Origin of the sequence: Lawsonia intracellularis PHE/MN1-00, from assembly GCF_000055945.1 — a bacterium.
GTDB classification, from domain to species: domain Bacteria; phylum Desulfobacterota; class Desulfovibrionia; order Desulfovibrionales; family Desulfovibrionaceae; genus Bilophila; species Bilophila intracellularis.
Genome location: NC_008011.1, coordinates 416,116 through 429,801 on the forward strand (window position 1 = coordinate 416,116; position 13,686 = coordinate 429,801).

At 34.0% G+C, this 13,686-nt stretch carries 10 protein-coding genes; 3 read left to right on the top strand and 7 right to left on the bottom strand.

Annotated elements, in window-relative coordinates; translation table 11 throughout:
- Positions 1–8 precede the first annotated feature (8 nt).
- Positions 9–4,271 carry an alpha-glucan family phosphorylase gene (glgP, locus tag LI_RS01835; RefSeq protein WP_011526417.1) on the top strand — a complete coding sequence of 1,421 codons (4,263 nt, stop codon included), beginning with the start codon at positions 9–11 and terminating at the stop codon, positions 4,269–4,271.
- Positions 4,272–4,344: 73 nt separating this feature from the next.
- Here glgP and argB read toward each other — a convergent pair whose 3' ends face one another.
- The 7 genes from argB to LI_RS01870 form a co-directional block, all read right to left on the bottom strand.
- Positions 4,345–5,235, bottom strand: a complete 891-nt coding sequence (argB, locus tag LI_RS01840; protein ID WP_011526418.1) for an acetylglutamate kinase — start codon at positions 5,233–5,235, stop codon at positions 4,345–4,347.
- A 20-nt stretch (positions 5,236–5,255) separates the two neighbouring features.
- A complete protein-coding gene (gene hslU, locus LI_RS01845) occupies positions 5,256–6,557 on the bottom strand; it encodes an ATP-dependent protease ATPase subunit HslU (protein ID WP_011526419.1) in 1,302 nt (433 codons plus the stop codon).
- A gap of 84 nt (positions 6,558–6,641) precedes the next feature.
- Complete coding sequence (locus LI_RS01850) at positions 6,642–7,349, bottom strand: ABC transporter ATP-binding protein (RefSeq protein ID WP_011526420.1); 708 nt, start codon at positions 7,347–7,349, stop codon at positions 6,642–6,644.
- Positions 7,350–7,401: 52 nt separating this feature from the next.
- The gene (locus tag LI_RS01855) at positions 7,402–8,163 is read right to left on the bottom strand and encodes an ABC transporter ATP-binding protein (protein WP_011526421.1); all 762 of its coding nucleotides are present in this window, start codon (positions 8,161–8,163) and stop codon (positions 7,402–7,404) included.
- A gap of 9 nt (positions 8,164–8,172) precedes the next feature.
- Positions 8,173–9,159: a branched-chain amino acid ABC transporter permease gene (locus LI_RS01860; protein ID WP_011526422.1), complete on the bottom strand. Its 987-nt coding sequence runs from the start codon at positions 9,157–9,159 to the stop codon at positions 8,173–8,175.
- Positions 9,156–10,058: a branched-chain amino acid ABC transporter permease gene (locus tag LI_RS01865; protein WP_011526423.1), complete on the bottom strand. Its 903-nt coding sequence runs from the start codon at positions 10,056–10,058 to the stop codon at positions 9,156–9,158. The genes LI_RS01860 and LI_RS01865 overlap by 4 nt, the downstream gene beginning before the upstream one ends.
- Positions 10,059–10,108: 50 nt before the next feature.
- Positions 10,109–11,233 (bottom strand): branched-chain amino acid ABC transporter substrate-binding protein, encoded by a 1,125-nt coding sequence (locus tag LI_RS01870; protein WP_011526424.1) that lies wholly within the window; start codon positions 11,231–11,233, stop codon positions 10,109–10,111.
- A 365-nt stretch (positions 11,234–11,598) separates the two neighbouring features.
- Between LI_RS01870 and LI_RS01875 the strand changes: the two genes are divergently transcribed.
- Both LI_RS01875 and LI_RS01880 read left to right on the top strand, forming a co-directional pair.
- A complete protein-coding gene (locus LI_RS01875; RefSeq protein WP_011526425.1) occupies positions 11,599–12,576 on the top strand; it encodes a YIP1 family protein in 978 nt (325 codons plus the stop codon).
- A 264-nt stretch (positions 12,577–12,840) separates the two neighbouring features.
- On the top strand, positions 12,841–13,545 hold the full coding sequence (locus LI_RS01880; protein ID WP_011526426.1) for a hypothetical protein: 705 nt from the start codon (positions 12,841–12,843) through the stop codon (positions 13,543–13,545).
- The last annotated feature ends 141 nt before the right edge of the window (positions 13,546–13,686 follow it).

The window sequence follows — 13,686 nt, forward strand, 5'->3', positions numbered from 1 at the left end:
GAATAGTTATGCAGCAGGCAGTTGAACAAACAACACTTTTTGAAGTTAGCTGGGAAGTCTGTAATAAAGTCGGAGGGATTTATACAGTAGTAACTACCAAAGTCCCTCAAGCAATAAAGACTTTTGGAGACAATTATTATCTTATTGGACCCAACTTAGGAAATAATGCAGATTTTCAAGAAACAGATGAACCTTGCTGGGAAACATTAAGCCAATCACTTGCTATAAGAAGTCTTCATTGTCGTTTTGGTCGTTGGAATATTCCAGGAAATCCTAAGGTTATTCTAGTCAACTTTAAAGATAGATATAACCAAAATCAATTATTATATGAATTTTGGAATAGATATGGTGTCGACTCTATGACAGGAGGCTGGGACTATATTGAACCAGTTATGTTTGGTTCAGCTTGTGGCGAAGTTATTAATATAGCAGTCAAAACACTTGTAGAACCTGTTGGTGGAACAGCTGTTGCTCATTTTCATGAATGGATGTGTGGTAGTGGATTACTCACTATTAAACAACTTGCTCCAGATGTAGGAACAGTTTTTACCACACATGCAACTATTCTTGGACGATCAATGGCTGGTGCAGGCATTGATATTTATGAAAATCTCTCACAAATAAATCCACAAAGAGAAGCTGCTGCTTATAATATAACTGCTAAACAATCCATGGAATCTATTACTGCTCGTGAGGCAGATTACTTCACAACAGTTAGTGAAATTACAGCTGATGAAGCAGAAGCTTTTCTTGGACGTCGTCCTGATATTATTACACCCAATGGATTAGATTTACACATCATAGCTGACTTTAGTAAGGACACTTCTCTTACTACAACAGCAAGACAATCCATCCTTAGTCGAGCTTCTCAATTTATTGGTCAACAACTTCCTAATGATACACGTATTATGATTATTTCTGGTCGATACGAGTTTCATAATAAAGGATTTGATGTCTTTCTTGATGCACTAGGAAATGTCGAACAAGCATTAAGAAACTCAAATAAATATGTTCTTGCATTATGTACAGCTATTGGAGGACATACTGGTGTCACAAAGTATGCCCTAGAGAATCATCTTGAATCAAATATGATTACTCCTCCTATGCCACTCCGTATTGTAACTCATCATGTTTATAATATAGAGCAAGATCCTATTATTACAAAATGTTTGAGATTAGGACTCACAAATCATGAAGAAGACCATGTAAAAATTATATTTGTACCTGCGCTTCTTAATGGTCAAGACGGTTTCTTTAATATGCAATATGAACAAGTACTGCCAGGATGTGACCTTGGGGTATTCCCATCATGGTATGAACCATGGGGATATACACCTCAAGAAAGTGCTGCTCATGCCGTTCCTACAGTTACAACTGATCTTTCAGGTTTTGGAATGTGGGTACGTAAACTCCAAGAAAATAACCATGTTACAGATGGTATTTCTGTCATACATCGGCTGCATATGCCATATGACGATACTGTTAATGCACTTCAATCTGTTATACTGGAATATGCAACCTGTTCATCAGAAAAACTTATGCAACATCGAATAGCTGTGCGTAAAGTCTCTGAAGAATGTTCATGGGAGAAATTTTTCCCATATTATATTCAATCATATCATTCTGCACTTGCAAAAGCCAACGAGCGTATCAGCATACATGAACCACAAAAACAAACAAACACACTTGTTATTACAGGTGTATCAAAAACACCTAATCTTAGAATGCTTACAGCAATTAACCAACTTCCACAAAAACTTGGACGACTCAGAGAAGTTGTGAATAATGTTTGGTGGACCTGGCAGCCTGAAGCAGAAACCATCTTCACTTTACTGAGCAAAGAACTATGGAAACAATCAGGCCATAACCCACTCAAAATGCTTGAAGATATATGCCCTGCAGCCCTTATGGCAGCAGAAAAAAATACAGAAATACAGGAATGTTATAACGAATTGATCACAAAATTTGATGAATATATGAAGAATAAACCTCACACAACTGATCCTTCTATTTCATCTTACCATCCTATTGCATATTTCTCTACAGAATATGGCTTACATGAGAGCATCCCGCTCTACTCTGGTGGATTAGGTATCCTTTCTGGCGATCATCTTAAGGCAGCTAGTGACTTAAACATTCCCATGGTTGCTATAGGACTTTTATACAAAAATGGCTATTTCCAACAACGAATAGATGCTCAAGGCAATCAAATTGCTATGTATCCTGAAAATAACTTCTCTCTTCTTCCTATTTCTCTTGTAAAAACACTTCAAGGAGATCCTGTTAGAATAGAGCTAGATCTTTTCCCAGGAAGACAACTTTTTGCACAAGTATGGAAAATGCAAGTAGGTCATGTACCACTCTACTTACTTGACACTGATATTCCACAAAATATTCTAGACGATCGAAGAATTACAGCACGACTTTATGAATCAGATAGAGACTGTAGAATACGACAAGAAATTCTATTAGGAATGGGTGGTGTAAGATTATTGAATCTACTTAAGATTATGCCTTCTATCTACCACATGAATGAAGGGCACTCTGCTTTTATGATTTTAGAAAGAATTCGTAACCTGATGCTTTGGTTCAATCTACCATTCAATACAGCTCAAGAATGTGTACGTGGTAATACAGTATTTACTACACATACACCTGTTGATGCTGGTAATGAACGATTTGATCCTAGTTTAATGGAAAAATATTTTTCAGATTATGCAAAATCTGTCAACCTTACATGGAATGACTTCATGAGTCTTGGCAGATTTTCCACAAATGATAGAAACATGTTTGAAATGACACTCCTTGCTATTCGGAATGCAAATAAAGTAAATGGAGTTAGTAGATTACATAGCCAAGTCTCTAAACATATGTGGGCTAATAATTGGAAAGGATTACCTGTTCCTGAAATACCTATTGGATATGTTACAAACGGAGTACATATTGCATCTTATGTTGGAGAACATACACGAAAACTTCTCAAAAAGTATGTGCATGAATTATGGGATAGCCTACCCACATCCCATGAGGCATGGAAAAATGTTGCACAAATTCCTGATGAAGAATTATGGAAAGCTAGGTTAGAACAAAAGCAGCCTCTTCTTAATGTAATAAAACATCTGGCTATGTCATCTAACCTCTCCTATAAAATCTTTGCAGAAGAACAGCAGAGTATTATACAACAGCTTTCTGAAGATGTACTTATTATTGGATTTGCAAGACGCTTTGCTCCATATAAAAGAGCTAATCTTATTCTTGCTAACCCTGACAGATTACACCATATTCTGAACAACCCTCAAAAACCAACAATTCTTGTTTTTGCTGGTAAAGCACATCCAGCTGATCAACAAGGGATTGATCTTATAAAACAAGTAATAAACTATACAAAAGATCCTAGATTTTATGGTAAAATATTCTTTATAGAAAATTATAATCTTGCTATTGCAAAAATTCTTCTACAAGGCTGTGATGTTTGGCTTAATACTCCACGTCGGCCATATGAAGCATGTGGTACAAGTGGTCAAAAAGTAGGTGCTAATGGTGGACTTAATCTTAGTATTGCTGATGGATGGTGGTGTGAAGGCTACAACAGTCATAATGGTTGGACAATTGGCAAAGAAATCGTAGACATATTACCTGAATCCGAGCAATGTGACTATAGTGATGCAGAATCCTTATATAGCCTTTTAGAAGAATCTGTACTTCCACTATATTTTAAAAAGGACACAAATAGCTTTTCTCCTTCATGGATAGCAATGGTCAAAAATGCTATGCAAACCCTTATCCCTGAATTTAATGCTGAAAGAATGCTTCATCAATATTTAGATGATTATTATCTTCCACTTGCAAAAAATCAGGTAACCTTTAGAGGTGATAACTTTGCTATTCCAAAACAAATTACCAAATGGAAACAAGGACTTGAACAACGCTTTGCTACCATTAAAATACGTAATGTCCAAATTGAAGGTTTAACAGAAGATACTGTGCTTTATGGAGAACCTCTTACTATTACTGTAACGCTTAGTCCTGAATCAATGAAAGTTGATGAACTTCTAGTTCAACTTGTTATAGGTCCTGGAAAAGATAATACATTTACAGAAATGCCAGATGTGTTAACACTCATGGTATCACAGCAATCTGGTAAAGAGGTTACATTCTCTGGAGTATATAATATTAAATATAATGGACCTAATGTTTATGGAATACGTATCTTACCTACAATGCCAGGGTTACTTTCACCATATGAAACAGGGCTTATCCTTTGGGTATAAAAAGTTCACATAAGATAAGAAGGTATGGTAATTACCATACCTTCTTATCTTATTATAAGTAATAACTATGTATTTATACTGGTTTTTTGACAATTTCTGTTCCAACACCTTGATCAGTAAATAACTCAAGTAAAATGGAATGTTCCAACCGACCATCAAGAATTACCACTTTTTCGACACCTTGTTCAATAGCTTCTATACAACATTGTAGTTTAGGTATCATACCACCAAAAACAATACCATCACTAAACAGTTTAGGTGTATCCTCTAAATAAATAGATTGAATAAGCTTTTTATTAAGATCTAAGATACCTTCTACATCTGTAAGTAAAAGAAGTCTTGTGGCTTTTAAAGCACCTGCAATAGCTCCTGCTACTTCATCAGCATTAATATTATATGTTTGTTTATTATCTGTTCCAACAGGAGCAATAATTGGAATGAAGCCTTTTTCAATCAATGTATATAGCAATGATGTTTCAATATGAACAACTCGTCCAACATTCCCAAGATTGATAATTTCAGGAGGTTGATTTTCTTTTGTAAGAATTAAATCATTTTTTTCAGCAAGAATGAATGCTCCATCTTTTCCAGAAAGTCCAACAGCTTTAGCTCCTGCTTGATTTACTTGGTTTACAATTTCTTTATTAACAGAACCAGCTAATACCATTTCAACAACATCCATGGTGGCTTTGTCTGTTACACGTAATCCTTCACGAAATTCAGACTGAATATTTAATCTAGATAACATATTGCCAATCTGTGGTCCTCCTCCATGAACTACAATAGGATGAATACCTACAAGATTAAGTAATGCTATACTTTGAGCAAAGGATTGTTTCAGCAATGTATCTTTCATTGCATGACCGCCATACTTTATGACAATCACTTTTCCTTGAAATTTTTGTAAATACGGTAAACTTTCAATCAACATATGAGATCGAAGTCTTGCTTTCTCCATATCCACCTTATATTCACTCCATAGTATTAAAGAATAAATCTGCTTAACTCTGTATTAGCACGTATATCTTCAAGATATGAAACGACATACTCTTTTGTTACTTCCAATGTAGTTCCAAACTTTTCTGGTGCATCAAAAGAGATGTCTGCAAGAATTTTTTCCATAATTGTATGTAAACGACGGGCACCAATATTTTCCGTTTGTGTATTCACATCTTCAGCAAATGCTGAAATTTCTTTTAACCCATCATCTGTAAAAACAATTTTTACACCTTCTGTTTCTAATAATGCTTCATATTGTCTTGTTAAAGCATTATCTGGCTCAGTTAATATACGATAAAATTCGTTTTTACCTAATGCTTCAAGTTCTGCTCTTAATGGGAAACGACCCTGGAGCTCAGGAATAAGATCAGAAGGTTTTGATAAATGAAATGCTCCAGCAGCAATAAATAGAATATGATCTGTCTTAATCAGACCATATTTAGTATTTACTGCACTTCCTTCGACAATAGGAAGCAAGTCACGTTGCACACCTTCTCTAGAAATATCAGAAGAGCGATGCTGTGATGCACTTGCAAGCTTGTCAATTTCATCTATAAAAACAATACCCATTTGCTCTACGCGTTCCCGTGCTAAATCTGTAAGTTTATCATTATCAACAAGTCGGTTAGACTCTTCTCCTACAAGGTGTTCCCAAGCAGCACTTACTTTCATTTTTCGACGATGTGTTTTTTGTGGAAAGATACGACTAAATGCATCTTTCATCTGATTACCTATTTGTTCCATTCCAGGAACGTTTAAAATACCAATAGGCTGTGTTTGTTCTTGCACTTCAATATCGACTTCTCGATCTTTAAGATGACCTTGTCGAAAAAGACTTCTTAATTTTTCACGTGTAGCATCACGATTTTCTCCTATAGGAAGTAACAAATCTAAAAGTCTTTCTTCTGCCAAAACTTCTGCTCGTTCACGTACTTTTTCTGCCTCTTCTTTCCTGACAAGATTAATGGATATCTCCATAAGATCACGAATCATAGACTCCACATCACGTCCAACATAGCCTACTTCAGTATACTTGGTAGCCTCAACTTTAATAAAAGGAGCATGACATAACTTAGCAAGTCTTCGGGCAATTTCTGTTTTTCCAACACCTGTAGGTCCTATCATAATAATATTACGTGGAGCTACCTCGTCTCGTAATCCTTCTTGTAACTGTTGCCTTCTCCATCGGTTTCTTACAGCAATAGCTACCATGCGTTTTGCTTGCTCTTGTCCTATAATATATTTATCAAGTTCAACAACAATTTCACGTGGTGTAAGTTCATTCATTTGTGTTCCTTCCCTAGTACGTAGTTAAATTTATACAATACATATGAACATCAAGTTGTTTATAATCCATAATTCAAAGGAACATTACCTACCTAAATATGCTTTTTGAATCTCTGGATTACCTAATAAGTTCTTAGCAGTATCTTCTATTACTATTCTGCCTAACTCTAATACATACCCACGATTTGCTAGTTTTAGTGCTGCTCGAGCATTTTGCTCAACAATAAGAATAGTAACTCCAAGTTTATTAATATGCTGTACTGCATTAAAAATTGATTTAACAATAAGAGGTGCTAATCCTAAAGATGGCTCATCAAGTAGAAGCAAGCGAGGCTGACCCATAAGGGCTCTACCAATAGCAAGCATTTGTTGTTCTCCACCAGAAAGCGTACCAGCCAACTGCTCTTTTCTCTCATATAATCTAGGGAAAAGTTCAAAAATCCAGTCTAATGTTTTTCTTATCAAATTTTTATCTTGAATAGTAAAAGCACCAAGTTGTAAATTTTCAAAGACAGTCAAAACACCAAAAACACGTCTACCTTCTGGAGATTGACAAACACCTTGTCGTGTAATCATGTAACTAGGTAATGAAGAGAGATCCTTACCTCTAAAAACAATTGAACCCTTTGTTACTTTTACAATCCCACTAATAGAAAGTAATGTCGTTGTCTTACCAGCTCCATTTGCACCCAAAATACTTACAATTTCTCCCTCATTTGCATAAAGAGATACACCATGTAAAACCTCTTCTGCACCATATCTTGCGTGTAAATCATTTACTTCTAGAAACATTAATATATTCCTTAAATAAACAATAAGATAAAGGCAAAATCATACATTAGATCTAGTCATCTTGACCAAGATATGCTTGGATAACTCTAGGATCTCTTTGTATATTCTCTGGATGACCAGAAGCAATTAATGTTCCAGACTCAAGCACTAAAAGTCTTTCACATACATTCATTACAAGATGCATATCATGTTCTATAAGAAGTATAGTAATACCTCTTTCTTTAATTGCATGTATGAGCTTAATTAAAACATTTGTTTCTGGATCATTCATGCTCCCAGCAGGTTCATCAAGAATAATAAGTTTTGGGTCAGAAGCTAGGGCCCTAGCTATCTCTAGTAACCGCTGATTACCATAGGAAAGACTTTTTGCCTGATCTATAGAATAGGAAGCTAACCCAACAAATTCAAGTTCACTTATAGCACGCTCAATAGCTGCTTGTTCTTCCTGACGTTGTGAAGAAAAACGAAACATACAGCTAAAGAAACCTGATTGCATTCTACAATGCCTACCAATAAGAACATTTTCAATAACAGAAAGATATGGGAAAAGGCGTATAGATTGAAATGTTCGAGCAATACCAAGATTTACAATAGCATAAGGCTTCATTCCTTGAATAGATTGTCCTGCAAAACAAATCTCTCCCTTATTAGGAATAGAGTTTCCTGTAATTAAATTAAATATAGTTGTCTTACCAGCTCCATTTGGCCCTATAAGACCTATAATACTTCCCTGTTTAATTTCAAAAGAAACATTGTTTACAGCTATCAACCCGCCAAAAAATTTTGTTACGTTATTAAGAGAAAGAAGTGTCATATAGTATTCCTAATTCTGTCTAGGAGCAATAGGTGATCCAAAATCAGAATGTTTCTTATGTAAAAGATTTCGAATATTATAGACACGAGGTAATGGTGGTAATAAACCTTGAGGTCTGACAATCATCATAATCATCATTGCTAAGCCAAAAATAAGCATTCTCGCATCTGCAAGGCTCCGAAATATTTCTGGCAATGCAATAACAAAACATGTTCCTAAAATCACACCCAATTGACTTCCACCTGATAAAATAACAATAACAAAAATAATGACAGATTCCCAAATAGTAAATGAAGTTGGAGAAATAACAGTCATCTTACTTGCAAAAAGGTTCCCAGCTATTCCTGCCCAAAATGCACCAACAACAAATGCTAACCACTTATAGTGAATAATATTAATTCCAGAACCTTCAGCTGCTACCTCATCTTCTTTTATACTATTAAAAGCTCTACCATATCGGGATGAAAATAACCAAGAAAAAAGGAGCATAGTCAAAAGAACAATACCCCATATTAGATAATAAAACTGAGTAGTTGTACGAATAACTATATCACCAATAGTAGGACGAGATATACCAAAAATTCCATTAGCACCACCAGTAATACCACAAATATCATTAGTAAGTGCAATTCTTACAATTTCTACAATACCAATACTAACAATAAGAAGATAATCTCCTCTTAAGGAAAGAATGGGCCGTACTATAATAAGAGCAAAAAAAGCTGTAGTAAAACCAGCTAAAGGTAATAGCCAAAGAATAGGGATCTGGTAGTATGTATTACAAATAGCAGTAAAGTAAGCTCCAACAGCATAAAATGCTGAGTGCCCCATATGAAAAATCCCTGTTTGGCCAAGAATAACATTAAGAGATAACGCAAGTAAAACATAAAGACCAACATTTGAAGCAACATCAATCCAATAATTATTAAGGAAAAGTGGTAAGATAGCAATACAAACTCCTAGTAATAGAGAGCAATATCGTCTTATTCTACTCATAATTTGTCTGCTACCCTCTCACCAAGAAGACCTGTTGGTCGAACAACCAAAATGATAATCAAAATAAAAAAAGCAACAGCATCTTTCCACCCAATAGAAAGATAAGAGGCAGCTAATGTTTCAACTACTCCTAATAATAACCCTCCTAACATTGCTCCTGGAATATTTCCTATTCCTCCTAAAATAGCTGCAGTGAATGCCTTTAAACCATATAGCCAGCCCATAGTAAAAGAAATTTGGCCATAATACATACCTACCATTACACCTGCAATACCGCCAAGGCCAGCACCAATAAAAAAAACAAGAGAAATAATTTTGTTTACATTAATACCCATAAGCCGTGCAGTAATTTGATCAATTGCAACAGCTTTTATAGCCATTCCTATAGATGTCTTATTAACAAAAAAATATAAAGTTACCATGAGGAAAAATGAAATAGAAATAATAATAAGTCGCATGAAAGAAATATGTACCCCAAAAATATCTAAACTAAGTGAAGGGAAAAATGTTTCTGGATATACATAAAAATTTCCACCATAAATAAGCATAATAGCATTCTGTAAAAAAATAGATGCACCTAAAGCTGAAACAACAGCAGATAATCTATTTGCTTTTCTTAGAGGACGGTAAGCTGTACGTTCAAGAAGAACGCCCAAAAATGCAACTATAACAAATATAGTAAACATCACTAAACCAATAGCAATAGGTTCTGCAAGTGTTGATAAACCTAAGGAAAATAAAAGAGTAAATCCTATGTATGCACCAATGGTAAAAAGTTCTCCATGTGCAAAGTTAATCAATTTAAGCACGCCATATACCATGGTATAACCAAGAGCAACTAGGGCATAAATTCCCCCTATTGCTACTCCATTAATAATCTGTTGAAAAAATTCAATCATATAGTAGAGCTTATTGACAAAAACTAAAAAGAGTTAGTTAGACTATTGCATTATTTTTCAAGAATAAATGTTCCCTGTTCATCAACATAATATACTTTATAAAAATTCCCTATACGATCTCCCTGCTCATCAAAAGAAATTGGCCCTGTCAACCCAGGAAAATCCTTTAGTGTATGTTTTAAATAAAATGCAATAGATTTAGGAGAATCTTTTCCTTGCTTTAAAGCTTCAATAATCACATTAAATGCTTCACCAGCAAAAATAGGCCAAATAGCGCTAGGTAACTTATGATATTGTTTTTTGTATTCCATAAAAAATGCTTTTGCTTCAGGTGTATTAAAGTCATATGCTGTAGGAGGACTCAAAAAAAAGTATCCTTTAGCAGCTTGTTTTCCTGCAATTTTAACAAGATCTGTATTATTTGTTGCATCTCCACCCATAATTGGAACAGACCAGTTCATCTCTGACTTTTGACGGAGTAATAAACCAGCCTCAGGGAAATAACCTGTGAAAAAAATCAGATCAGGATTTGTTGTTTGGATTTTAGTTAATATAGCAGTATAATCCTGTTCACCTGGTGTAAGCGCATCAAAAAATACAACAGAGCTACCTTTTTTTTCAAGTTCTCTCCTTGTCTCTTGTGCTAACCCTTTTGCATAAGAAGAATTATCGTGTAGTATTGCTATAGACTTATATCCTTTTTGACTAATGACATCTGCGGCTACTATACCTTGATCACTATCACGAGGGCTTGTACGAAAAAATAGTGGTAATCCTTTATCTGTTAACCTATTACTTGTAGAACCTGTAGCAATTTGTACAATTCCAGCTTCATTAATAATATTTTGTGTTGCCTCTGTAATAGATGAACCATAAGTACCAATAATTGCTACCACACCAGAGGAAACAAGTTTTTGAGCAGCTAATGCTGCTGTTCGAGGATCACTTGCATCATCCTCAATAATAAGCTCAACCCTTTTTCCATTAACTCCACCTAAATTATTAACATTTTCTGCTAATAATTTTACAATATTTTGCATCTCTTGACCTTCATTTGCCCACTTTCCTGTAAGTGGACACATTAAGCCTATACGAATCACTTCCTCACAAAAAGCATTTCCTACAAATATATTAACACATATAGCTAGTAATAATATTCTCAACCATTTCTTCATGCATACTCCAACTATATACATAGCTTATAACAACAATACACTAAAAAATAAGACATACTAAATATAATACATATTCATATTTTTTAATACCTATATTAGTCTACCTGATATATCAACCAAAAACATGGCTATATATGACACAGACACCAAAATAATAGTTACATTTTTTAACAAACTATCCTAGCATTATGTTTTTATAATAAAAATATTAGAAATGATAAAAGAGTATAGTTTATACTCTTGCCTTACCTAAAAATCCAACATATACTCTTCTAATATATGTTTGTTCCCTATAATCAATCTATCGAATTATTAATAATAGAAGGATATTTTTAACTCATCCTCATTATGGATAGAGGTATCCCATGCTGATTCATTGTCCACAGTGTCATTTTTATCGTGAACTTAATACTTCCCAAATTCCAGATAATGCTGTTATGGCAACATGCCCAAAGTGTCAAACTCGATTTCGTTTTCGTAATCTTGATAGTGAATATGTTGATCCAAGTTCATCTAACACTATTCACCTATTACAGCAAGCTGAGTCAAAAACATTTACTAATCCACCTACAAACAATACTAGTATATCTCATTCTGATACAGAGTGTTTAAAAAACTCCTCTAGTGAATACAATCAACAAAACAACTATAAAAATGTACTTGAAAAACTAAAAAAATATACATTAACTAATCAAACCAGGCAGCCTACAGATGGTTATGTAGATCTTATTCCATGGGAACATCCAGAAAAATTTGATTTTTTTTCTAGTTTTTACCAAACAATAGTAAGAGTTATGTTTAACCCTGCAACATTTTTTGGTAATATAAGTAATGCAACAAGTTCATTATTAAGACCTTTATTTTTTTATATCTTAGTAAGACTTTTTCAGACACTTATGGATGGAATGTGGTTTATGGTGAGCTTTCAAGCTCTTGAACCATCAATAACAGAGTCATCTCTCCATGATTTATTAAGCTCCATTGCACAAGAAATGACAATTCCAATGACACTTATAATGACACCTGTTACACTTGCTCTTCAACTTGGAATCTATGTTTTATTGTTTTATCTTATGATTAGATTCATTCAACCTGAACAAACATATTTTCACACAATATTCCGTGTTATTGCTTATAGTGCCGCTCCAACTATTGTTTGTATTATTCCTATTATTGGCTCTCTTGTAGGTAGTATTTGGTTTTCTATATCCTGCTTTATTGGTTGCAAATATGCATTAAAACTTTCATGGACTAAAACTGCCTTAGCTCTTATACCTCTTTACCTTATAGCAATGGCTATTGGGCTTCAAGGAGCAAAACAGTTTATACACATTGCTGGATAAACACATAATATCTAAAACTGACAGAATCTATACTACCTAGTTAAGATATAAGACTATTTATTATACTGTAATTCTTCAAACATTCTTTCTATTAGATATACCTGTGATTAATACTTTTAATTATTACTATAGCCTAGTATAGCAGTACTTTTTATTTATAACATATTTTTATATTATTTCTCTATATAACAATAGCATAAATATACCCTATAGGCTATACTCTTTATATTAATTAACTGTTCCATCATACCTATGGAGTTAGCTATGCGTATAGTTGTATTACTATGTGTTATACAGTTATGTATCCTTGGAACAGCTTGTGACCTTACATCTACCGGAAAAGCTTTAAGAAATACTATACATATAAACTCATATGGACAAGCTGAAGTTATTCTTGATAACTGGATAAATACTAGTCAAATTCAAGTATATGTCTATCCCCAATCTCCTCCAGTTGAACCTACAAAAGTTCTTTTTGTTCCATTTAGAGTAACACAACAAATGGAAAATTTTTTGACTGTTGGTAACAATATTTCACGTATTATTTGGCAAAACTGGTTACAGAATAGCATATTTTCTACACTTGAATTTCTACAGAATGGAACAGCATTTCGTCCAGATGTATCCCTCACTATTGCTAAACAAAAAGGTGCTAACTTAGTGGTAGGTGGATATATTACAGATTTTATTGATGGAGGCTTAAGTGGTGATACACGTGTTTCTATTGCAATAGAAATTTATGACGTATCAACAGGTAATTTAATATGGTCATTATCACAAGCAGGTAGTATACAAGCAGCTAGTGTAAATGATTTTATTATCTTTGCTACAAAAACCCGTATGCCAACAAACCCTAGTGCTGCAGTCATCAACCTTCTTGCAGAGGATATGGGTAAAAAAATTAAAGAGTGGACAAACCCTTCATTTCAAGAAGAAACATGGCTTATGCCAGAACCATTAGCATTTTGATAAAAACACTTTCCTTCATATAGTACAGTTACTACTTATAGAAACCTATAGCATATAGTAACAAAAAGTTATGATATTGTTTTTATCTACAATTTATTATATGCTAAAAACATTAATTTAATATATTAAAAATATTAATTC